This window comes from Streptomyces sp. NPDC002734, assembly GCF_040295685.1.
Lineage (GTDB): Bacteria > Actinomycetota > Actinomycetes > Streptomycetales > Streptomycetaceae > Streptomyces.
In genome coordinates, this window is sequence record NZ_JBEOVU010000002.1 from 128,106 (window position 1) to 148,853 (window position 20,748).

General features: G+C 73.0%; 20 protein-coding genes. 10 read left to right on the forward strand and 10 right to left on the reverse strand.

What is annotated here, in order from left to right; genetic code table 11:
* Window positions 1–56 precede the first annotated feature (56 nt).
* Both ABT026_RS02290 and ABT026_RS02295 read right to left on the reverse strand, forming a co-directional pair.
* A complete protein-coding gene (locus tag ABT026_RS02290) occupies window positions 57–857 on the reverse strand; it encodes a sulfite exporter TauE/SafE family protein (RefSeq protein ID WP_351111248.1) in 801 nt (266 codons plus the stop codon).
* A gap of 103 nt (window positions 858–960) precedes the next feature.
* Entirely contained in the window at window positions 961–1,806 is an 846-nt protein-coding gene (locus ABT026_RS02295; protein WP_351111250.1) for an alpha/beta fold hydrolase, read from the reverse strand.
* 113 nt (window positions 1,807–1,919) lie between these two features.
* Between ABT026_RS02295 and ABT026_RS02300 the strand changes: the two genes are divergently transcribed.
* The gene (locus ABT026_RS02300) at window positions 1,920–2,441 is read left to right on the forward strand and encodes a MarR family winged helix-turn-helix transcriptional regulator (RefSeq protein WP_351111252.1); all 522 of its coding nucleotides are present in this window, start codon (window positions 1,920–1,922) and stop codon (window positions 2,439–2,441) included.
* Between the two features lie 184 nt (window positions 2,442–2,625).
* Here ABT026_RS02300 and ABT026_RS02305 read toward each other — a convergent pair whose 3' ends face one another.
* A complete protein-coding gene (locus ABT026_RS02305) occupies window positions 2,626–4,002 on the reverse strand; it encodes an MFS transporter (RefSeq protein WP_351111254.1) in 1,377 nt (458 codons plus the stop codon).
* A 114-nt stretch (window positions 4,003–4,116) separates the two neighbouring features.
* Window positions 4,117–4,833: an ArsR/SmtB family transcription factor gene (locus ABT026_RS02310; protein ID WP_351111256.1), complete on the reverse strand. Its 717-nt coding sequence runs from the start codon at window positions 4,831–4,833 to the stop codon at window positions 4,117–4,119.
* A 166-nt stretch (window positions 4,834–4,999) separates the two neighbouring features.
* On the opposite strand from ABT026_RS02310, the gene lplAB reads away from it, so the two are divergent.
* The 3 genes from lplAB to ABT026_RS02325 all read left to right on the forward strand — a co-directional run bounded on the left by lplAB (window position 5,000) and on the right by ABT026_RS02325 (window position 8,759).
* Window positions 5,000–6,064 carry a lipoate-protein ligase LplAB gene (lplAB, locus tag ABT026_RS02315; protein WP_351111258.1) on the forward strand — a complete coding sequence of 355 codons (1,065 nt, stop codon included), beginning with the start codon at window positions 5,000–5,002 and terminating at the stop codon, window positions 6,062–6,064.
* A 404-nt stretch (window positions 6,065–6,468) separates the two neighbouring features.
* Window positions 6,469–7,767 carry a YeeE/YedE family protein gene (locus ABT026_RS02320; protein WP_351111260.1) on the forward strand — a complete coding sequence of 433 codons (1,299 nt, stop codon included), beginning with the start codon at window positions 6,469–6,471 and terminating at the stop codon, window positions 7,765–7,767.
* 290 nt (window positions 7,768–8,057) lie between these two features.
* Window positions 8,058–8,759, forward strand: coding sequence for a hypothetical protein (locus ABT026_RS02325; protein WP_351111262.1), 702 nt, complete (start codon window positions 8,058–8,060; stop codon window positions 8,757–8,759).
* 75 nt (window positions 8,760–8,834) lie between these two features.
* On the opposite strand, the gene ABT026_RS02330 is transcribed toward ABT026_RS02325, so the two are convergent.
* Both ABT026_RS02330 and ABT026_RS02335 read right to left on the reverse strand, forming a co-directional pair.
* Entirely contained in the window at window positions 8,835–10,379 is a 1,545-nt protein-coding gene (locus ABT026_RS02330; protein WP_351111263.1) for an NCS1 family nucleobase:cation symporter-1, read from the reverse strand.
* Window positions 10,380–10,606: 227 nt separating this feature from the next.
* Window positions 10,607–11,662 (reverse strand): TIGR03842 family LLM class F420-dependent oxidoreductase, encoded by a 1,056-nt coding sequence (locus ABT026_RS02335; protein ID WP_351111265.1) that lies wholly within the window; start codon window positions 11,660–11,662, stop codon window positions 10,607–10,609.
* 191 nt (window positions 11,663–11,853) lie between these two features.
* Between ABT026_RS02335 and ABT026_RS02340 the strand changes: the two genes are divergently transcribed.
* Both ABT026_RS02340 and ABT026_RS02345 read left to right on the forward strand, forming a co-directional pair.
* Window positions 11,854–13,071, forward strand: coding sequence for a YncE family protein (locus ABT026_RS02340; protein WP_502967886.1), 1,218 nt, complete (start codon window positions 11,854–11,856; stop codon window positions 13,069–13,071).
* Window positions 13,072–13,439: 368 nt separating this feature from the next.
* Entirely contained in the window at window positions 13,440–14,402 is a 963-nt protein-coding gene (locus ABT026_RS02345; RefSeq protein ID WP_351111269.1) for an alpha/beta fold hydrolase, read from the forward strand.
* Window positions 14,403–14,475: 73 nt separating this feature from the next.
* Here ABT026_RS02345 and ABT026_RS02350 read toward each other — a convergent pair whose 3' ends face one another.
* Window positions 14,476–14,997, reverse strand: a complete 522-nt coding sequence (locus tag ABT026_RS02350) for a winged helix-turn-helix transcriptional regulator (RefSeq protein WP_351111271.1) — start codon at window positions 14,995–14,997, stop codon at window positions 14,476–14,478.
* A gap of 223 nt (window positions 14,998–15,220) precedes the next feature.
* Here ABT026_RS02350 and ABT026_RS02355 point away from each other — a divergent pair, with 223 nt between their 5' ends.
* Window positions 15,221–15,580, forward strand: coding sequence for a nuclear transport factor 2 family protein (locus ABT026_RS02355; RefSeq protein WP_351111273.1), 360 nt, complete (start codon window positions 15,221–15,223; stop codon window positions 15,578–15,580).
* A gap of 107 nt (window positions 15,581–15,687) precedes the next feature.
* On the opposite strand, the gene ABT026_RS02360 is transcribed toward ABT026_RS02355, so the two are convergent.
* The 3 genes from ABT026_RS02360 to ABT026_RS02370 form a co-directional block, all read right to left on the reverse strand.
* Entirely contained in the window at window positions 15,688–16,380 is a 693-nt protein-coding gene (locus ABT026_RS02360) for a 4'-phosphopantetheinyl transferase family protein (protein WP_351111275.1), read from the reverse strand.
* The gene (locus ABT026_RS02365; protein ID WP_351111277.1) at window positions 16,377–17,600 is read right to left on the reverse strand and encodes an amidohydrolase; all 1,224 of its coding nucleotides are present in this window, start codon (window positions 17,598–17,600) and stop codon (window positions 16,377–16,379) included. The genes ABT026_RS02360 and ABT026_RS02365 overlap by 4 nt, the downstream gene beginning before the upstream one ends.
* 174 nt (window positions 17,601–17,774) lie before the next feature.
* A complete protein-coding gene (locus ABT026_RS02370; protein WP_351111279.1) occupies window positions 17,775–18,179 on the reverse strand; it encodes an arsenate reductase ArsC in 405 nt (134 codons plus the stop codon).
* Between the two features lie 69 nt (window positions 18,180–18,248).
* On the opposite strand from ABT026_RS02370, the gene ABT026_RS02375 reads away from it, so the two are divergent.
* From ABT026_RS02375 to ABT026_RS02385, 3 genes are read left to right on the forward strand one after another with little or no spacing between them, the layout of a single operon-like run.
* On the forward strand, window positions 18,249–18,557 hold the full coding sequence (locus tag ABT026_RS02375; protein WP_351111281.1) for an ArsR/SmtB family transcription factor: 309 nt from the start codon (window positions 18,249–18,251) through the stop codon (window positions 18,555–18,557).
* On the forward strand, window positions 18,548–19,684 hold the full coding sequence (gene arsB / locus ABT026_RS02380) for an ACR3 family arsenite efflux transporter (RefSeq protein WP_502967887.1): 1,137 nt from the start codon (window positions 18,548–18,550) through the stop codon (window positions 19,682–19,684). The genes ABT026_RS02375 and arsB overlap by 10 nt, the downstream gene beginning before the upstream one ends.
* Window positions 19,648–20,745 carry an ArsO family NAD(P)H-dependent flavin-containing monooxygenase gene (locus ABT026_RS02385; protein WP_351111285.1) on the forward strand — a complete coding sequence of 366 codons (1,098 nt, stop codon included), beginning with the start codon at window positions 19,648–19,650 and terminating at the stop codon, window positions 20,743–20,745. Before arsB ends, ABT026_RS02385 begins: the two co-directional genes overlap by 37 nt.
* Window positions 20,746–20,748: the final 3 nt, after the last annotated feature.

Consider the following 20,748-nt stretch of genomic DNA (forward strand, 5'->3'; position numbering starts at 1 on the left):
GTCCGTCCGCACTGAGGGTCCGCCGCACCAGAGACCCGTCCGCACGACGGACCCGTCTACACGAGGGTCTGCGCCGCGTAGAGCCCGCCGACCACGGCGACCAGCGAGCCCAGCAGGACGCGGAGGAGGCGTTCGGGCAGGCGGGGCTGGAGACGGGCGCCGAGGTAACCGCCGGTCAGCCCGCCCAGTCCGCAGGACAGACCGAGGAGGACGTCGGGAGCGATGTGCCCCTTGCCGGTGAGGGACAGCACGCCGTACGTGCCGGCGCCCACCACCGAGGTCAGGAAGGTGGTGGCGAGGGCGGCCGGCGCGACCCGGGAGACCGGCATGCCCCGCCCGACCAGGATGGGCCCGAGGAGGGAGCCGCCGCCGATTCCGTAGATTCCCCCGACCGTTCCGACCACCAAGGCCAGCAGGGTGACGGTCCGGGGTGACGGATCGCCCTGCGCGCGGCCGGGAGCCGGTTCTGGTGCGGTGACGGGCCGCAGGGTCCGAGTGACGAGCCACAGGCCCAGGGGCAGGAGGAGGGCGGCCACCAAGATCCGGAACACGGCGGGGCCGGGGACGGCGAAGACCCGGACGAGTGCCCCGAGCACCACCCCGGGCAGGGTCCCGACGACGAGGAGACGCGTCAGCGGGCCGTACAGGCGTCCGTCCCGCCGGTAGCGCAGCAGGGCGCCGGGGCCGGCGACGACGTTGTAGAGGAGGTTGGTCGGAGTGACGGCCGGACTGGGCACGCCCAGCACGCTCAGCTGGACCGGCAGCAGGAGGACCGCGCCGGACACGCCCACGGGCGCGGTCACCGCCGCGATCAGCAGACCCGCGGCGAACCCGAGAAGTCCTGTCGACCAGTCCACCGCTCCCCCGTCCACGCCGTGAGCCCAGTATCGACGCCGAGGGCGGCGGACCGCTCCGGCCCCCTGGGCATGCACGGTGACCTGCTGTGCGCCGCTGGAGGAGTCACTGCCCGAGGATGTCCTTCAGCACCTGCGCCGTCGCACGGGGGAACGCGGTGTTGCCGTTGTGTCCGCCCGGGAACCGGACCGGCTCCGTGCCCAGTCGCGCCGCCAGCGCCAGCGCGCAGCGGTAGGTGTGCACCGTCGGCTGCGTGGTCCGGCCTGTCGCCGGAATGACGCGCGTACCGGCAACCGCCGCGGGCGGCACCGGCTCGGCCCGGTAGAGGTCGTCCGTGGTGACGGCCGTGAACTCCGTTCCGATGAAGAACGCGAAGTTGGCCATTCGGCGGACCGTCAGCGGCTGGGGGGTGAGTCCTTCCTCGGTCTCTTCGTGCGCCGGGTCGATGCCGAGGTGCCGGGCGATCGCGGGAAGAGCCGCCTCGAGACCCCCGGTCGTATATGCGTGCTGAACAGCCGCCAGCTCCGCCACGTGCTCCGCACGATCCGCCTCGGGCAGCAGGTTCGGCATCACGGGCTCGTGCGCGATCAGTGTGCTCACCACGCCCGGGTGGCGGACCACGGTCTGCAGGCCGATGGCGCCACCCATGCTGAACCCGGCCATCAGGGCCGGCCCGTCACCGACCTCGGCGAGCAGCCGGGCCACGTCGTCCGCATGGTCGGCCATGGTGACGGGGCGGGAAGGGTCGTCGAGAGTGCTGCGCGACAGACCGCGACGGTCGTAGGTGACGACGGTGAAGGTGTCGGCCAAGTGCGGGACGAGGTCGACCGTGCGGTCCGCGTCACCCTCACCGCTCTGCGAGAGAAGGAGGACGGGGCCGTCACCCTCGGTCCGGAAGTGGAGGGTGGCGCCCGGGACGGAGAGCGTGCGCGTGATGGCGGTCGTCGTCATGGCGGGTCCCCCTCGTCGGCTGTCGTCGACATCTGTCGACCGACACCACGACGATAACGCATCGAAATCGATGCATCAAGATTGATGCATCGATTTCGATGTACCATGCGAGCATGAACGGAGTCGAACTGTTCCTCCTGGGCCGCACCCTCATGAAGATCGGCGAACAGGCGATGCCACCGGCGACATCGGGTACGCCGAGGTCGTCCCGCTCGGTGCTCGTCGTCCTGGGTGATCTCCTCTCCCACCCCGGGACCACAGTCGGCGAAATCGCCGCACGAACGGGCCTGCCGCAGAGCCAGGTCTCCACCGCCGTCGCCCGGCTGGAGCAGGCCGGCTCGGTCGACACGGAGCTCGATCCGGCCGACCGGCGCCGCCGACTCGTTCGCCCCACCGCGACGCCCTCCGCACGTGTCACCGAAGTCCGCGGCACCACCGTCGAGAACACTCTCGCCGCTGCCCTGACCGGCCCGAACGGCGTCACCCCGCACCCGGACACCGTCCGCGAGGTCACCCAGGCCCTGGATCTGCTGGCCCGACGACTGACCCCGTCCGTCGCCGCCCGGGCACGCGACCTCGACGCCGCCGCAGAGCACACCACGCCCGAGCAACACCGTGACCACCCTTCAGGCTGACCAGCGGCAACCGCCCCCGGCCGCTCCGCACTGGACCCGTCGTCCGTCGCCGCGGCGGCCGGTGTCATGTACCTCGACGCTGCCGCCGGCGGGGACGTGAAGCCCGGGCCGAGCGCTTCGACGACGCCGCGCCCGTCCCCAGGTCGGACCGAGGACGGGACCGAGCGCGCGTGACTCGCCGGGTTCAGGCGGTGCGGTCAGTGACCTCCTCCAGTACCTCGGCGGGGTCGTCCTCCTTGCGGCCGCGGAGGGGAGAGCGGATGAGCCGAGCACGGTGTCGGGGCGAAGGCGGTGGCGCTTTCGGGCGGTCCATCTCCCGCCATTCGGGCCGCAGTCCGGCGAGGCTGGTGGTGAGGAGGTACAGCACACCGCTGACCAGCAGCGTCGGGGCGAGCCCCACCAGCCCCACCGCCGCTCCGGCCAGCAGCCCGCCGAACGGGATGCCGGCGAAGGCGACCGAGTCGGCGAGGGCGTTGGCGCGGCCGAGCATCTCCCGGGGCACGCGCTCGACGAAGACGGCCCCCAGCACCGGGTTGAGGAACCCCGCGCCGAATCCCGCGACGACGAACACCGCCACGATCAGCGGCACGGGCGTGTCACCGAGGAGGATCAGCCGCATCGGAGCGCCGACCAGGGTGAACCCGGCGAAGAACACCAACCGCCGGTTGAGCCGCTGCGCGAAGACCGCGGCCAGCAGGCTGCCCGCCACGGCCGCCGCGCTGAAGACCGCCATGAGCGACCCCAGCAGGGCGGCGTCATGACCGGACGCCTTGACCCACACGGGCAGCAGGACGGCGATGAGGGCGCTGTCGAAGAGATTGGTGACAGCGATCATCACCACGACGGTCAGGAAGAGCTTGTCCCCCCGCATCATGCGCACGGTCTCGCCGAAGCTGCGCCAGTAACCGGGGCGTTCGTCCTCGCCGGCGGCCTCCTCCCGGACCGCCGGACGGCCCACCGCCTGCGGCAGCGTCAGGGCGATGAGGGCCGAACCGAGGGCGAACGAGGCGGCGTTGACCAGGAGCACGGTGATCGGTCCGAGCAGCGCGACCAGCAGGCCGCCGACGGCCGGGCCGACGGTGCCGGCGAGCCGCTCGACGATGCCGGAGAAGGCCATGGCCCGCTCCATCGGAACCCGGCTGCGGTCCGCCGCGTCGGGGACCATGACCTCCTTGGCCAGGTCGCCCGGGCCTCGGGCGGCGCCGATGAGCGCCACCAGCACCAGCAGAACGGGCAGCGACAGCAGACCTGTCCCGTGCAGGGCGGGTACCGCCAGGGCGGCCGCGCAGCTCACCAGGTCGGTGGTCCAGGAGACGACGCGCGGGCCCACCCGGTCCACGACCGGCCCGCTGAGCGCCTTCGTCACCACGAACGGCGCCATCTCGCAGAACGCGACCAGACCGGTCTGCGTGGCACTGCCCGTGGTGACGAGGACGAACCACGGGACGGCCACGGCGGCCATCCGGGTGCCGGTCAGTGACACCGTCATCGCGGTCAGGACGCCGGCCAGCGGTTTCAGGTCACGCCGAGCGGCCGGCCGTTCCCCGGTTCGGTCCTTCATACGGTCTCTCCCCTATGACCGACGGCGTTAGCGCTGCCGTCCTCTTCGCCTCTCCGGACTGTTCGCCTCGCTGAACTGTTCGCGCTCCGAGGGTTGTTCGCGTTCTCGGCGTTCTCAGCGCGCTCCGGGCGCTCCGGGCGCTCCGGAGCCCTCGGCGGCCCCGGGCCCTTCCGGCTCCGGCTCCGGCTCCGGCTCGGGGTCCGGGTCCGGGTCCGGGAACGCGTCCGTGTCCTGGAGGTCGGGCAAGATCTGGAGGATCACCGACACCGCCCCCGCCCCGGCGGGCCCAGGTCCCCCGGCAGCCTCCGCATCCCCGGCGGCCTCCGCGCCCCCGGCGCCCTCCTGCCGGTACCGCTGGACCACGGCGGTGAGCTCCTCGCGCAGGGCGATCGCCTCCGCCGGCGTGATCCGCAGGCCCCAGTCGCTCAGCTCGAAGGCCCCCCGCCAGGCGACCGGCAGGGTCTCCACCTCGTCGACCGCCTGCCGCGCCCGCAGGGCGTAGGTGTCGACGACCGACTGCAGATAGACGCGGGTGGCCTCCGGTTCGCGGTCCGCGAGCTCGCGGTCGGAGAACCGGGTCATCCGGTGCGCGGCCCTCCACCACCGCTCCCGCGCGTTCCCGCGGTCGGTGAGTTCCTCCACGAAGCCGGCATCGGCCAGTTTCCGCAGGTGGTAGCTGGCGCTGCCCGAGTTGATGCCGAGCCGCTCCGCCAGCCGGGTCGCCGTGGAGGGACCGTGCCGCCGCAGCAGCCCCACCAGACGCACCCGCAGTGGATGCGCCAACGCCCGTAGCCCCGATGCGTCCAGCCGTACCTCGTCGTTCTTCGCCATGCCGTCACCGTAGACCGCCAACACTCGTTTGCAAAGACTTCTTCGCGAACAAGTGTTGGCGATCGCGGCGGCCGAAGCTCCCGCTGCGTCCACGTCCGCGGCGAGCGATCATGGGGTGGAGTGGGCCACGCGCGAGGCGGACCCGGGACCGGAGGGAGCCGGAGCTGTGCATGGCGAGTACAAGGTGCCCGGCGGCAAGCTGGTCGTCGTGGACCTGGACGTCAGGGGCGACGTGCTCCGCGACGTGCGGGTGGCCGGTGACTTCTTCCTGGAGCCCGACGAGGCCCTGCCGGCGATCAACGGCGCCCTCGAGGGCGCCCCGGCCACGACGGACGCCGCGGGGCTGGCCACGAGGATCACCGCGGCCCTGCCGGAGTCCACGGTGATGCTGGGACTGACCGCCGAGGGCATCGGCATCGCCGTGCGGCGCGCGCTGGCCCGTGCGACCGAGTGGGGCGACTACGACTGGCAGCTGATCCACACCGGTCCGCAGCCGCCCGCCCTGCACATGGCGCTGGACGAGGTGATCACCGCAGAGGTGGCCGCCGGCCGGCGGCCGCCGACCCTGCGGGTGTGGGAGTGGGCATCGCCGGCCGTGATCATCGGCAGCTTCCAGTCGCTGCGCAACGAGGTGGACCCCCAGGGCGCGGCCCGCCACGGCATCACGGTGGTGCGGCGGATCTCGGGCGGCGGGGCGATGTTCGTGGAGCCGATGAGCACGATCACGTACTCCCTGTCGGTCCCGGAGTCCCTGGTGTCCGGCCTCTCCTTCGCCGACAGCTACGCCTACCTCGACGACTGGGTGCTGGACGCTCTGGGCGACATGGGCATCAAGGCCTGGTACCAGCCGCTCAACGACATCGCCACCGAGGCGGGCAAGATCGCCGGCGCGGCGCAGAAGCGGGTGGTGGGCCCGGACGGCGGCCCCGGCGCCGTCCTGCACCACGTGACGATGTCCTACGACATCGACGCCGACAAGATGCTCGAGGTGCTCCGCATCGGCAAGGAGAAGATGTCGGACAAGGGGACCAGGAGCGCCAAGAAGCGGGTGGACCCGCTGCGGCGGCAGACCGGTCTGGCCCGCGAGCAGGTGATCGAGAACATGATCGCCTCCTTCCGCGACCGCCACGGGCTGACGGCCGGCGAGGTCACTGCCGAGGAGATGGCCCGCGCCGAGGAGCTGGTGCGGTCGAAGTTCGCCACGGAGGAGTGGACCGCGCGCGTGCCCTGACGGCGGGCGGCCGAGACGGCTGTCGGCAGCCGGCCGGGTGCCGACGACCGACGACCGACGGCTCCGCGTAGCCGCTCCACCCACCGGAGGGCGCCGTCCCACCGCCTCACGGGCGAGCCGTCTCATGGGTACGCCCACATGTCGAGACGACGCTGGATTCATGCACAGTGCACGTATAGCGTCGTCCGCATGTCCGCACCCGCCTCCTTTCTGTGCCTGGCACTCTTCGCGTGCTCGGCCTGGTGCGTCGACGACGCTCTCTGTCGCCGCTGATCCGCGTCCGTCGTCCGCGCCGTACACGCCGCCGACGACACCCGACGCCCTCAGCCCTTTCCGTCCCCCACGCGACCGAGAGGCCACGCGCCCCGCGCGTCCCCGCGTCCCCGCGATCCTGGAGCCCTTTCTTGACCACCGCGCCTCCCGCCGAGGTGACGGCCGCGCCGCCGCGCGCCCGGTCCGCCGCCTTCCTCCCACCCTCCCCCACGTCCCGTCCGGCGCCCGCCGCGCCGCCGCTCGAGCCGGTCCGCAAGGGGCCCCTGGCCGTCTCCTCGCTGCTCGCCGTCGCGCTCACCGCCTACGTGTGGTCGGCCCACGGGGCGAAGCCGGGCGTGCTGCTCCTGCTGGGCCTCGGTCTCGGGGTGGGCCTGTTCCACTCCCGGTTCGGTTTCACCTCCGCCTGGCGGCAGCTGGTCGCCGTCGGCAACGGGACCGGTCTGCGCGCCCATGCCCTGCTCCTCGGCACCACCGCCACCCTCTTCGCCCTCGTCCTGGGCACCGGGACCGGCCTGTTCGGCTCGGCCCCCGCCCCCTCGGCGGGCCCGCTGGGCCTGGGCCTGCTGCTCGGCTCGGTGCTGTTCGCCATCGGCATGCAGCTGGGCGGCGCCTGCGCCTCCGGCACGCTCTACGTGGTCGGGTCCGGGCAGTCCACGCTGGTGCTGACCCTCGGCGGGTTCATCGCCGGAGCGACCCTCGCCGCCTGGCAGTTCGACCTCTGGAAGGACCTGCCCGCGTTCGAGCCGGTGGTCCTCGCGGACCACGTCGGCTGGTTCGGCTCCTGGGCGGTGACGATCGCCGCGCTGGTCCTGGTGGCGCTGATCAGCCGACGGGTGCAGGCCCGCCGCAACCCGCCTCCGGTGGACGCCGTGCCCTCGGCGCGCGGCGCCCTGGCCCGCGCGGTGCGCGGCTCCTGGCCGCTGGCGGCCGGCGCCCTGGTGCTGGCCGCCCTGGGCGGCGCGGTACTGCTGGTCTCCGGCGGCGCGTGGGGCATCACCAGCGCCTTCAGCCTCTGGGGCTCCGAGCTGGTCGGCGCGCTGGGTGGACACCCGGAGAACTGGACCTGGTGGCAGCGCCCCGGCAACGCGGAGATGCTCGCCGGTCCGGTGCTGGCCGACAAGACCAGCCTGACGGACATCGGCATCATGGTCGGCGCCGCCCTCGCCGCCTCCCTCGGCGGCACCTGGGCCCTGCACCGGAACATCCCCTGGCGCACGGCCGTGGCGGCGGTGCTGGGCGGCGTGCTGATGGGCATCGGCGCACGCCTGGCGGGCGGCTGCAACATCGGCGCCTACCTGGCCGGCATCGCCTCCGGCAGCCTGCACGGCTGGCTGTGGGGAGCGTTCGCGCTCGGCGGCACGTGGGTCGGCCTCAAGCTCCGCCCGCTGTTCGGCCTCGGCAACCCCAAGCCGGGCGACGGCGTCTGCTGACCCTCCGACGGGCCCCTCGGCCATCCCACTCCATGAAGTCTCCGCGCGGTCTCCGCGTGTGGGCGGGGCGGGGTGGCCGAGGGGCGTCCGGGGAGGGCTGCATGGGGTCTCCCCCGGGGCCTGCATGGGGTCTCCCCCGGGTCTCCGTGGAGTGGCCGGTTCCGCCCGCGCGGGGGCGTGACCGGTCGGCCACGGAGCGAGTTCAGGCTTCCGTCGCGACGGAAACACGTGTTTGACTGGCGTTCGCCTGCCCCGGCAGGCTCCGCCGTCGTCTCCCAGAGAAGTGCGCCGTGCCTTTCAATCTGCCGCTCGCTCTCACTGTGCGCCTGATGCCGGTCGTCGTGCTCGCCTCCGCCGGCTGGGCGATGTCCGTCGGCCCCCTCGCCGACCCGCCCGAAGCCGCCGCGAGCGGCCAGGAGTCCACCTCCTCGGGCTCGTCCTCGGACTCCGGCGACCCGGGTGAGGAGTCCGCGAAGGACGACGAGGAGCCGGGGAAGACGACGGACAAGGCGGAGAAGACGTACGAGAAGGCCCCGGACCCCTGCAAAGCGGTGTCCAAGAAGACCGTCACCTCCCTGGTGCCCGGGAAGCTGACCACCGGTGAACTCGCGTCCACGGACAAGGACGTGCGCAGGATGTGTCAGTGGCATGCGTTGAAGGGGTACTCCTACCGCTGGCTGGACGTCTCGTTCGAGATCCGCCGCTCCACCGAGGACGCGGAGAAGGCCTTCGACCGCGTCGCGGACGGCAAGGGCGGCCCGTTCAAGGGACTCGGCGACGAGGCGTACTCGCTGAGCGCGGTCACCAGCGACAAGGGCAACAAGGTCCAGGAGACGGAACTGACCGTCCGTTCGGGCAACGCCATCGTCGTGGTGACGTACAACGGCGGCGACTTCGTCGAGAAGACGACCCCGAGCGCGGACAAGATCCGCGACGGCGCGGCGAAGGCGGCCGGCGAAGCCCTGGCCGCCCTGGAGAAGCAAGCACCCTGACCCCACGTCGGAAGCGTCCTCGAGGTGAGCCGTGGAGGTGCTGCCAGGGCAGCACCTCCACGGCTCACCTTCGCGTTACGCCTTCTCCCTCCGATGGGCGGCCACGGGGAGCATGAGGAGGAGGTAGAGGAGCATCGCCGTGCCCAGGCCGACCGCCCAGCCGTAGTCGGCGAGGCCGGACAGCGCCGGGAGGGGGCGGCCCTCGACCAGGGGCGCGAAGTCGGCGCCGCCGACCGCCAGGACGCCGCCGGTCAGGAAGGCCACCACGGCCCGCCAGTTCCAGCCCCGGCTGTACCAGTAGGGTCCGCCCTCCCGGTACAGCCCCGGCAGGTCGAGCCGGGTGCGGCGCAGGATCCAGTAGTCGGCGATCAGGATGCCCGCCACCGTGCCGAGGAGTCCGGCCACCAGGCCCAGCCAGGTGAAGATGTAGCCCTGCGGGTCCTGGTACAGCCTCCACGGCATGATCAGCACCGCGATCACCGCCGTGGCCAGCGCCCCGGTGCGGAAACTGACGCGGCGGGGAGCGACGTTGGAGAAGTCGAAGGACGGTGAGACCAGATTGGCCGCGATGTTGACCGAGAGGGTCGCCACCAGCACCGTCACCAGCGCGAAGAGCAGTCCGACCACGCTGTCCACCTTGGCGGCGAGTCGCACCGGGTCCCAGATCGCCTCGCCGTAGACGGCCTGGGAGCCGGAGGTGACCATCACCGACAGGAAGGCGAACAGGGTCATCGTGGTCGGCAGGCCCAGCGCCTGGCCCCAGGTCTGCGCCCGCTGGCTCTTCCCGTAGCGGGTGAAGTCGGGGATGTTGAGGGAGAGCGTCGACCAGAACCCGATCATGCCCATCAGGGCGGGCCCGAACAGTTTCCAGAAGTCGGCGTCCCAGCCCAGCCTCGACGGCTGGTCGAGCAGCGGCCCGAAGCCGCCCGCCTTGTCGCTCATCCACCACAGCATCACGAAGGCGCCGACCAGCACGAAGGGCGCGGCCCAGTTCTCGAAGCGGCGGACGGTCTCCATCCCGCGGAAGATGATCGCCACCTGGAGCGCCCAGAACAGCGCGAACGACAGCCAGAGCGTCCAGGGGTGGCCGCCGACGGAGGCGGTGTCGGTCCAGCCCTCGCCGATCAGCTTCCCGGCGAGGAAGTAGATCGCCTCGCCGCCGATCCAGGTCTGGATGCCGAACCAGCCGCAGGCCACCAACGCCCGCACCACGGCGGGCAGGTTGGCGCCGCGGATGCCGAACGAGGAGCGGGCGAAGACCGGGAACGGGATGCCGTACTTGGGGCCGGCGTGACCGGTGAGCAGCATCGGCGCCAGGACGATCAGGTTGGCCAGGGCGATGGTGAACACCGCCTGCTTCCAGTCCATCCCGACCGCGATCAGTCCGGAGGCGAGGGTCCACGAGGCGGTGTTGTGGGCCATGCCGACCCACAGGGCGGAGAAGTTGTAGGTGGTCCAGGTCCGTCCGGCGGCCGGCACCGGCAACAGGTCGGCGTTGGCGTACCGGCCGTCCGGGGGTGGCGCGTCGGGGCCGAGCTCCACCCTTCCGTCGGGCAGCGTGACCTGTCCGGCGGTGGGCGGTCTCGGGGGCGTGGCGGCGGGAGGCGCGGTGTCGGTCATGTGGCAGGCCATTCCAGGAGACGTGTCGGGTCGGGTGGCCGTGCGGTGGAACCGAGGGGGGTGGGTGGGCGCCGTACTCGGAGGGCCGGGGCAGGGGGCAGGCAGTAGCCGGGGCCGGGTGTGGGCGGATGGGAGCGGACGGGGGGCGGACGGCGGCGGGCGTGCTGGTGCGGGAAGGCGCGGCGGTGTGCGCCCCGCATCCGGCGTACCCGGACGGCGACGCCCCGTCAAGCGCCGTCGCGGACGGCGCCCTCGCCCCGGTCGCCGCCGAGGGCGGGGATGACGTGCGCCCCGTACACGTCGACGACCTTCTCCTGCGCGTCGTGCATGTCGTACACGGCGAACTGGTCGACGCCGAGGTCGCGCAGCGCGGTCAGCTTCTCGACGTGCCGTTCGACGGGGCCGAGGACGCAGAACCGGTCGACGATCTCGTCGGGGACGAAGGCGGTGTCCGGGTTCCCGGTGCGGCCGTGGTGGGCGTAGTCGTAGCCCTGGCGGGAGCGGACGTAGTCGGTGAGTTCGTGCGGCACCATCGAGCCGTCCGCGCCGTACCGGGAGACCAGGTCGGCCACGTGGTTGCCGACCATGCCGCCGAACCACCGGCACTGTTCGCGGGCGTGGGCCAGCGCCTCGGGCGAGTCGTCGTCGGTGACGTACGCGGGCGCGGCGACGCAGACGGTGATCTCCGCGGGGTCGCGCCCGGCCTCCCTGGCGGCCTGCCGGACGGCGTCGACCATGTACTCGGTGAGGTACAGGTCGGCGAGCTGGAGGATGAAGCCGTCGGCCTTCTCGCCGGCCATACGCAGCGCCTTCGGGCCGTAGGCGGCCATCCAGACGGGCAGCCGGGAGCCGGGCCGCACCCACGGGATGCGGATGACGGTGCCGTCGCCGAGGTCGGTCTCCTCGCCGGAGGCGAGGGAGCGGATCACCCGCATCGCCTCGGCCACGGCGGCCAGGGTGTTGGGCCGGCGGCCGGCCACCCGCATCGCCGAGTCGCCGCGTCCGATGCCGCAGACCGTGCGGTCGCCGTACATGTCGTTGAGGGTGGCGAAGGTGGAGGCGGTGACCTCCCAGGTGCGGGTGCCGGGGTTGGTGACCATCGGGCCGACGACCAGCCGCTCGGTCCACGCCAGGATCTGGCTGTGGATCACGAACGGTTCCTGCCACAGGACGGCTGAGTCGAAGGTCCAGCCGTGGGTGAAGCCGTTGCGCTCGGCGCGGCGCATCAGGTCGATGACGCGGTCGGCCGGGGGGTCGGTCTGCAGGACCAGTCCGAAGTCCATGGGGGCTCCTGGGGGACGAGGCGTGGCCGAAAGGGGAAGGCAGTGGCGTGCTCACGTCGACCAGGTATGCGCGAAGTCTGGTTACCGGCCCGTAGGGCCATTACCTTACCCCCGGTAACAGCAACCCGGAGGAACAACCCGGTCCCGAGAGACAGGAGCACAGCGTGAGACTCAAGGTCGGACGCGGACGCATGTTCTCCACCCTGGCGGCCGCGACGGTGCTGGCCGTCACCGGTGCGGGGCAGGCAGGCGCCCAGGACGCGGACGCGCAGCAGCGCGAGGTGCTGTTCGTCGCGAACAACTGGGACGGCACCGCGAGCGTGCTGTCCTCCGACGCCCAGCTGTCGCCGGTCGGGAAGGTCAACCTGATCCCGGACAAGGACGAGCGGCTGCGCGAGATCTACCTCAACCCGGTTCGCCTGGCCGGCTTCCTGGTCATCAGGGAGACCGCCGGTGAGGGCCACGACCAGTTCGCCGACGACATGTACTCCACGCCGGACGGTTCCGCGGTGGTGGTCTCCCGGCCGAGTTTCGCCGACGTCGTCTCCGTCTCGCTGACCACCGGAAAGATCAACTGGCGTTTCCAGGTGGACGGTTTCCGCGCGGACCACATGGCGGTCTCGCCGGACGGCAACCGGGTGGCGGTGTCCGCCTCCACCGGCAACAAGGTGCACGTGCTGGACATCTCCACCGGCCGGCAGATCGGCAACTTCGCCACCGGGGACAAGCCGCACGAGAACGTCTTCACCCGCGACGGCAAGATCTGGAACATGTCCATCGGCGAGGTCAACAACGACCTGGACGCGCCCTGGATGGACTTCCTCAAGGGTGACCGGAAGATCACGATCGCGGACGCAGAGACCCTCAAGGTGGTCCGCACCATCGACATGCGCCAGCGGCTGGACGCGGCCGGCTACGGCTCCTACTCGGACGCGGTCCGCCCTGCGGCCTTCAGCCCGGACGAGTCCAAGCTCTACTTCCAGGTGTCGTTCTTCAACGGCTTCTTCGAGTACGACGTGGCCACCGACAAGATCACCCGGATGAAGACGCTGCCGAAGAACCCGGCGACCTCCGACGAGCGGACCTCGTTCGTCAACGACTCCCGGCACCACGGGCTGACCATGCAGCCGAGCGGTCAGAACCTGTGCGTCGCGGGCACGATGGACGACTACGCGACGATCGTGAACCGCACGACCCTTCAGGAGGGGCCGCTGGTCCCGGTCTCCAAGCCGTACTGGTCCACCGTCACGGGCGACGGCGCGGCGTGCGTGGTCTCCGAGTCGGGCGCCGACAAGGTCACCTCGATCTCGTTCGCCACCGGCCAGAAGGTCACGTCCACCCCGGTGGGCGACCACCCGCAGCGGGTCCGGCTCGGCACCGTCCCGCAGGGCTGGACAGGCGTCGGCTGACCCTCGCGCCCTCGGCTCTCCGCCCGGCGCCGTCCGCCGCCCGGCCCGCACCTGCGCGCGGGGCGGGTCCGGGCGGCCGCCGGGCGGGGCGGCGTATCCCTCGGGTGCCGCCGGGTGCGCGCGGGGCGAGGCGGTGCATCCGTCGGGTGCGGCCTGCTGCGCGCGGGGCGGGTCCGTGGGGGCGTGCCGGGGTGGTCGCCGCGTGCGCATGCCGCCTCCCGTCGGGGTGCTCGCCGGGCCATGCCGTGCGGACCATCGTGAACCCGTCCCCCTGCCTTGTGAAGGGCGCCTCGCTTGCCGTGTCGCCCGTCGGGAGGAAGGATTCGGCGCACGGTCCGCGTCCCGACGGGGGAAGGTGAGGCGTGTCCATGACCGACGACAGCGCATCCGAGGCAGGCGGGCCGGACGGCGGAGAGGCCGGAGCGGCCACCACGGGGGAAGGCGTCGGAGCCGTCCCCGACGCCCCGGGGGATGAGGGGAAGGCCGCCTCGGACGCCCCGGCCGCCGCGTTCGACGCGGCGTACGACGAGCTGTTGCGCCGCTGGCCCGAGGGGACGCGGGCCCTGGACGTGCCCACACGGTTCGGCTCCACACGGGTCCACGCCTGCGGCCCTGAGGACGCCCCGCCCCTGGTGCTGCTGCCGGGCGGCGGCGCCACGTCCATGGCCTGGTACTCCGTCGCCCCGGAGCTCGCCCGCACGCACCGCCTGTACGCCGTCGACCTGCTCGGCGACTTCGGCCGCACCGTCCCCGCCGGCGATCCGCTGCGCGACGCGGACGACCTGGCGGCCTGGCTGACCGCCGTCCTCGACGGCCTCGGCCTGGAGCGCACCGCCCTGTGCGGGCACTCCTACGGCGCGTGGATCGCCCTGAACCAGGCCCTCCGCGAACCCGGGCGGTTCAGCCGCCTCACACTCCTCGACCCGATCGGCTGCTTCGCCGGCCTGCGTCTGCCGTACGTCCTGCGGGCGCTGCCGATGCTGGTGCGCCCCACCCCGGAGCGGGTGCTGTCCTTCCACCGCTGGGAGACCGGCCGCCCGCCCGGCAACCCCGCCTGGGCCGCCTTCCTCGGCGCGACGGCGCGTGCCCGCCGCACCAAGGTGCTGCCCGCCCGCCGCCCCGACGCGTCCGCGCTGCGCGGGTGCGCGGTGCCGACGCTCGTCCTCCTCGCCGCACGGAGCCGGGCCCACGACGCACGGAAGGTCGCCGGGCGGGCGCGTGCGCTGCTGCCCGGCGCGACGGTGGTCACCGTGGAGGGGGCGGGGCACCACGCGCTGCCGACGGAGCGCGCGGCGGACGTGGTGGCCGCGCTGCGCCACTCACCGGAGTGACACCGGGGCGAGAACGATCGCGGTCGGCCGACACACCGGCTCGGTGCGGCTCGCGCGCCGGGGGACGTGTGCGTCAGCTGGTGCGGGCGGGTTCATCAGCGGTGGCTTCGCCGCTGCGGGGGTAGCGGGCCCGCATGGCGGGGCTGGCGGCGGGGCCGGCGGCGAACACGTAGGCACGGCTGTCGTCGAGGCGGCGGCCCGTTGCGGCGTCGACGACCACGGGGTCGACCTCCTCGCCGCTCGTGGTGTCGATCAGGATCATGCTGCGCTGCTCGGGGGTGAGGCGGGAGTTGCCCCACGCCGCCAACGTGACGATCACGGGGCGCAGGGAGCGCCCCAGGTCGGTCAGGACGTACTCGTTGCGGACGGGGTTGGTCTGGTAGGGGCGGCGCTCCAGCAGGCCGTCCGCGACCAGCGTCTTGAGGCGTGCGGTGAGCATGCTGGTGGAGATGCCGAGGTTCTCCTGGAACTGGTCGAAGCGGGTGTACCCGTCGAAGGCGTCGTGGAGGATCAGCAGCGTCCACCATTCACCGACGTGCTGCACGGTCGTGGACAGCGGGCATTCGAAGTCTTCCGCCCTGATCCCGCTTGCCAAGTTGACCACCTCCGCAGAGTGACTGCTAAAGTCGAAGTTACTGGCTTCTATTTTAGCAGTCACGAATCCCTCGACGGAATCCCGCCGGGCAGCCCCGCCCACCCCGAGGAAGTCGCCGAACCGGTCGCCTTCCTCGCCCCAACCGCGCCTCCGTCGTCGCCGCCGCCGAGCACGTCATCGACGGCGGCACCATCCCCACCGTCCGATCCCCCCAGGAGTACTCATGTCCACCGACCAGCCCCGGACCATCGCTCCCGAGGCCCTGCCCGAGGTCGTCACCGGCTTCCTGAAGGCCCACCGCGCCCACGACGCCGCCACAGCACTCAGCTTCCTCCGTCCGGACGCCACCGTGACCGACGAGGGCAGGACCCATCAGGGAGCCCCGGCGATCGAAGCCTGGATGACCCGCACTTCCGGCGAGTACACGTACACGATCGAACTCACCGGCGCGCAGAAGGTCGATGCGGACCGCTATGTCGCCACCCACCACCTGGAGGGCGACTTCCCGGGCGGCGTGGTGGACCTGCACTACCGCTTCCGCCTCGACAACGGCCTCATCCAGGATCTGCGCATCGAGCCCTGACCCCCGCACAGCGCACCCGGCGACCTCACGCGGCCGGGCGGCATCCATGGAGACACCCGCGCGGCGGGCACAAGCCACGAGTTCCGCCGTCCGTCCCGGTGCCGGTCTCAGACTTCCCCGCAGCCGCACGGGCCCGTGGAACCCGTGGCGTCGGGGCGCGTCACCACCACCGCGGTGGTGACGAAGCCCCGGGTCACGCACCAGCGGCCGTCGAAGGCGACCGGTCCGCCGGGCACCACCGCTTCCGGCAGGACGCGGGCGCGGAAGGAGCCGGCGGGGTCGAAGGTGAGGACCGCCTGCTCGAACCCGAGCCAGGCGCCGGTGATCGGGTACCAGGCCTTGTAGACCGACTCCTTCGCCGAGAACAGGATCCGGTCCCAGCTGAACTGCGGGTGCAGCGAACCCAGTTGGGCGAGCTGTTCGCGCTCCTCGGGCAGCGTGACCCCGCCCAGCGTGTCCTCCGGCAGGGCCTCGTGGGGTTCCGCGTCGATGCCGACGGCGGCCAGGACGGCGGCGTCCGCGACGGCCGCCGCGCGGTAGCCGTCGCAGTGCGTGAGCGCGCCCACCACGCCCGCGGGCCAGCGCGGCGCGCGGTCCGCGCCGGGGGGCAGGGCCGCCGCACCGTGCCCGAGGCAGCGCAGCGCCCGCCGGGCCAGGTGCCGCACGGTGGTGTACTCGCGGCGGCGCTTGTCCACGGCGCGCGCGACGGCCGGCTCCTCCTCGGGCAGCAGCACGGCGTCGGGCGGGTCGCCGAAGGACTCACTCACGTGCACGCCGGGCGGCAGCAGGTCGCGCATCATCGCCCGTCCCGCCCTTCCTGACCCGTCTCCTTGAGGTCGCCGTACCGCTCCCGGCTCCGGTGCAGTCCGACGTAGTGCCGCCGGCGCCCGGCGTCGGCGGCGAGGTCGATGCCGGTGCGGGCCAGCAGGGTGGCCGCGTCGAGCAGGGCGGCGTCGGCGGCCGGGGTGGTCATCTCGTCGGCGAACTCGGCGTTGTGCGGGGTGGCTTCGCATCCCAGGACACCGATGTGCGGGTGGATCGACGGCAGCGCGTGACTGACGTTGCCCATGTCTGTGGAGGCGGTCACGCTGCCCGGCGGCAGGGGCTCGGCGGTGCGGCCGACGTCGGCGAGGTGCCCCTCGTACGTCCGCAGCAGCCACGGGTCCTGGCGCAGGTCGAGGTAGTCGGGCTGGGTGCGCCCGATCCCGACGTCGGTGCCGGTGGCGAGGGCGGCCCCGCGGAAGCAGTCCGTCACGCGGTCGGTCAGCGGGGCGAGCTCCTCCGCGGTGGCGGCGCGGACCTCGTACTCCAGGACGGCGAGGTCCGGGATCATGTTGGTGCGTCGCCCCGCCTCGCGGACGAAGCCGGATATCCGGGCGTCCGGGGTGGTCTGCTGCCGCAGCAGCCCGACGGCGACCTGGGCGACCACCGCGGCGTCACCGGCGTTGAGGGCGAGGTGCGGGGACTTCGCCGAGTGCGCGGTGCGGCCCGTGAACCGGGCCTCGAACCTGGCGGCGGCGGTGGTGCGGTCGCCGCCGAAGGTGAGGTCGGCGGGACCGGGGTGGACCATCATCGCCACGGTGACGTCGTCGAAGGCGCCGCGCTCCAGCATCAGCACCTTGCCGCCGCCCTGTTCCTCGGCGGGGGTGCCGAGGAGCTTGACGCGGAACCCGAGTTCGCCGGCGACGGAGGCCAGCGCGATCGCGGCGCCGACGGCGGACGCGGCGATCAGGTTGTGGCCGCAGGCGTGGCCGACCTCGGGGAGGGCGTCGTACTCGGCGCACAGCCCGATGGTGAGGTCGCCCTCGCCGTGGGCGGCGGTCAGCGCGGTGGGCAGCTCGCACACCCCGCGCTCGACCGCGAACCCGGCGTCCGTCAGCAGGTCGGCGACGTGCGTGGAGGCGGCGTGTTCGGCGAACGCGGTCTCGGGTTCGGCGTGGATGGCCCGGCTGAGGGCGAGCAGGCGGTCCCGCCAGCGTGCGGTCGCCTCGTCGGCCCGCGCGTACGGGGTCCCGCCCATCATCGCTCCCTGCACGTCACGTCACGCCCCTCCGTCAGCACTCCCCGGACGGTACCTCCCCGGCCCTCCGCGCCGGACCGCTGCCCCGGAGTCGAGCCGCGGCCCTGTCGCCCCAGGGACACGCCGCGGCATCACGCAGCACGCCCATCCCTCCCGCGGGCGGGCTCACGGACGTCAAGCCGGGGCGATCTCCGCGACGAGGGCCTCGACCAGGACGCGGATCTCGTCGCGGATCGGGCGGACCGCCTCGACCCCCTGACCCGCCGGGTCGTCGAGCTGCCAGTCGAGGTACCGCTTCCCGGGGAAGACCGGGCACGTGTCGCCGCACCCCATCGTGACGCAGACGTCGGACTCCCGCACCGCGTCGACCGTGAGCCGCTTCGGCACCGCGGCGGCGATGTCGATGCCCACCTCACGCATCGCCTCCACCGCGGCGGGGTTGACCCGCTCACCGGGGGCGGAGCCGGCGGAGCGCACCTCGACGCGGTCGCCGGCCAGGTGGCGCAGCCATGCGGCGGCCATCTGGGACCGGCCGGCGTTGTGCACGCAGACGAAGAGCACGGACGGCTTCTCGGACATCAGGAGGTCACACCTGTCTCTCGGTACCCGGGGGTGTCGGCTTCAGGACCGGTGTGACAGTATCAGCGCATGCTGACGTCAGTCGATGCTGATCTGTTGAGGGTGCTGGCCGACCCGCTGAGGCTCCGGATCGTGACCCTGCTGGCCCGGGAGACCCTCTGCACCACCCACCTGGTGGAGGAGACGGGCGCCCGGCAGACCAACCTCTCCAACCACCTGAAGGTGCTGCGGGAGGCCGGGGTCGTGGAGACCGAGCCGTGCGGGCGGTTCACGTACTACCGGCTGAGGCCCGACGTCCTGGAGGCGCTGTCCGGCGGACTCGCCGGCCTCGCCGCCTCCGCCCGCACCCACGCCGACTCGAAGAGGGCCTGCCCGTGACCCGCCCCACGACCCGCCCCGCGAATCGACCTGAGCGCCGTCCGGCACCCGGCGGGGAACGCGGGGAGGGACACGACGCCTCGGTCGTCGCCCGGCTCTCCACCCTGGACCGCTACCTGGCGGTGTGGATCCTGGCCGCGATGGCCGTGGGCCTGGGCCTCGGCCGGCTGGTCCCGGCCATGGACGACGCCCTCGCCGCCGTCGAGATCGGCGGCGTCTCGCTGCCCATCGCCCTCGGCCTGCTGGTGATGATGTACCCGGTCCTCGCCAAGGTCCGCTACGACCGGCTGGACGCCGTCACCGGCGACCGGCGCCTGATGGTCTCCTCGCTGGTGATCAACTGGGTCGTCGGTCCCGCCGTGATGTTCGCGCTGGCCTGGATCTTCCTGCCCGACCTGCCGGAGTACCGGACCGGTCTGATCATCGTCGGCCTGGCCCGCTGCATCGCCATGGTGGTGATCTGGAACGACCTGGCCTGCGGCGATCGCGAGGCCGGCGCCGTCCTGGTCGCGCTGAACTCCGTCTTCCAGGTGCTGGCCTTCGGTCTGCTCGGCTGGTTCTACCTCGACGTCCTGCCCGGTCTGCTCGGCCTGGACGGCGCGGCGCTGGACGTCTCGACGGCGGAGATCGCGCTCAACGTCGTCATCTTCCTCGGCGTCCCGCTGGCCGCCGGGTTCCTCACCCGCCGGGTCGGCGAGCGCCGGCTGGGCCGGGAGCGGTACGAGAGCGCCTTCCTGCCGAGGATCGGCCCGTGGGCGCTGTACGGCCTGCTCTTCACCATCGTGGTCCTGTTCGCGCTCCAGGGCGGGACGATCACCTCGCGTCCGCTGGACGTGGTCCGGATCGCGCTGCCGCTGCTGGTGTACTTCGCGGTGATGTGGTTCGGCTCGTTCTTCCTCGGCCGGGCGATCGGCCTGCCCTACGACCGCACCGCCACCCTCGCGTTCACCGCGGCCGGCAACAACTTCGAGCTGGCCATCGCCGTGGCCGTGGCCACCTTCGGCGTCACCTCGGGCCAGGCGCTGTCCGGGGTGGTGGGGCCGCTGATCGAGGTCCCGGTGCTCGTCGCGCTGGTCCACGTCTCCCTGGCGTGGCGGAGCCGCTTCGCCGCCGCGAGCAACCGGTGAACAACGGGGCCACGGTGCCCGTGGTGGTGATCGGCGGCGGCCAGACCGGGCTGGCCGCCGGGTACCACCTGCGGCGTCTGGACGTGGAGTTCGTCGTCCTGGACGCAGGCGCCGCGCCCGGCGGCGCCTGGCGGCACGCCTGGGACTCGCTGCGGCTCTTCTCCCCCGCCGCGTACTCCTCGCTGCCGGGGCGGCCGATGCCGCCGCAGCGGGGCGAGACCTACCCGGACGCCCGCCACGTCGTGGACTACCTCGCCGACTACGAGCGGCGCTACGACCTGCCCGTGGTGCGGCCGGTGCGCGTGCTGGGGGTGCACCGGGAGGAGGCCGGGGCACTCCGGGTCGAGACCGACGGCGGGACCTGGCGTGCCCGCGCGGTGCTGAGCGCCACCGGCACCTGGGAGCGCCCGTTCCTCCCGGCGGTGCCCGGCCGCGAGGAGTTCCGGGGCCGGCAGCTGCACACGGTCGGCTACCGCGATCCGGCCGAGTTCGCCGGGCGGCGGGTGGTGGTCGTCGGCGGGGGCAACTCCGGGGCGCAGATCGCCGCCGACCTGGCCCCGCACAGCGACCTGACCTGGGTCACCCGGCGGCCGCCGCGGTTCCTGCCCGACGAGGTGGACGGCCGGACCCTGTTCGACGTGGCCACGGCGCGCCGCCGCGCCCTGGACGAGGGCCGCGCCGACACCGGCGGGGTGGCCTCGCTGGGCGACGTCGTCGCCGTGCCCCCGGTACGGGCGGCACGGGACGCCGGACTGCTGCGGGCCCGGCCGATGTTCGCCCGCCTCGACCGGGACGGAGTCGTATGGGCGGACGGCAGCCGGGCCGACGTGGACGTCGTCGTCTGGTGCACGGGGTTCCGCCCCGCCCTGTCCCCGCTCGCCCCCCTCGGCCTGCGGGGCGGCGGTGGCCGCGTCCCGGTCGACGGGACCCGCGCGGTGGCCGACCCCCGCGTCCACCTGCTCGGCTACGGCGACTGGACCGGCCCCGCCTCGGCGACCCTGATCGGCACCGGACGCCCCGCCCGCGACGCCGCCAGGGCCGTCGCGGACCTGCTGGGCTGAGCC

Excerpts from the sequence above, each read along its gene's own strand:
- ABT026_RS02330 (WP_351111263.1), bottom strand. The coding sequence starts at position 10,379 with ATGACCGACACCGCGCCTCCCGCCGCCACGCCCCCGAGACCGCCCACC.
- ABT026_RS02300 (WP_351111252.1), top strand. The coding sequence starts at position 1,920 with ATGAACGGAGTCGAACTGTTCCTCCTGGGCCGCACCCTCATGAAGATC.
- ABT026_RS02295 (WP_351111250.1), bottom strand. The coding sequence starts at position 1,806 with ATGACGACGACCGCCATCACGCGCACGCTCTCCGTCCCGGGCGCCACC.
- ABT026_RS02340 (WP_502967886.1), top strand. The coding sequence starts at position 11,854 with ATGTTCTCCACCCTGGCGGCCGCGACGGTGCTGGCCGTCACCGGTGCG.
- ABT026_RS02360 (WP_351111275.1), bottom strand. The coding sequence starts at position 16,380 with ATGATGCGCGACCTGCTGCCGCCCGGCGTGCACGTGAGTGAGTCCTTC.
- ABT026_RS02345 (WP_351111269.1), top strand. The coding sequence starts at position 13,440 with ATGACCGACGACAGCGCATCCGAGGCAGGCGGGCCGGACGGCGGAGAG.
- ABT026_RS02375 (WP_351111281.1), top strand. The coding sequence starts at position 18,249 with ATGCTGACGTCAGTCGATGCTGATCTGTTGAGGGTGCTGGCCGACCCG.
- ABT026_RS02305 (WP_351111254.1), bottom strand. The coding sequence starts at position 4,002 with ATGAAGGACCGAACCGGGGAACGGCCGGCCGCTCGGCGTGACCTGAAA.
- ABT026_RS02370 (WP_351111279.1), bottom strand. The coding sequence starts at position 18,179 with ATGTCCGAGAAGCCGTCCGTGCTCTTCGTCTGCGTGCACAACGCCGGC.
- ABT026_RS02355 (WP_351111273.1), top strand. The coding sequence starts at position 15,221 with ATGTCCACCGACCAGCCCCGGACCATCGCTCCCGAGGCCCTGCCCGAG.
- ABT026_RS02310 (WP_351111256.1), bottom strand. The coding sequence starts at position 4,833 with ATGGCGAAGAACGACGAGGTACGGCTGGACGCATCGGGGCTACGGGCG.
- ABT026_RS02365 (WP_351111277.1), bottom strand. The coding sequence starts at position 17,600 with ATGGGCGGGACCCCGTACGCGCGGGCCGACGAGGCGACCGCACGCTGG.
- ABT026_RS02335 (WP_351111265.1), bottom strand. The coding sequence starts at position 11,662 with ATGGACTTCGGACTGGTCCTGCAGACCGACCCCCCGGCCGACCGCGTC.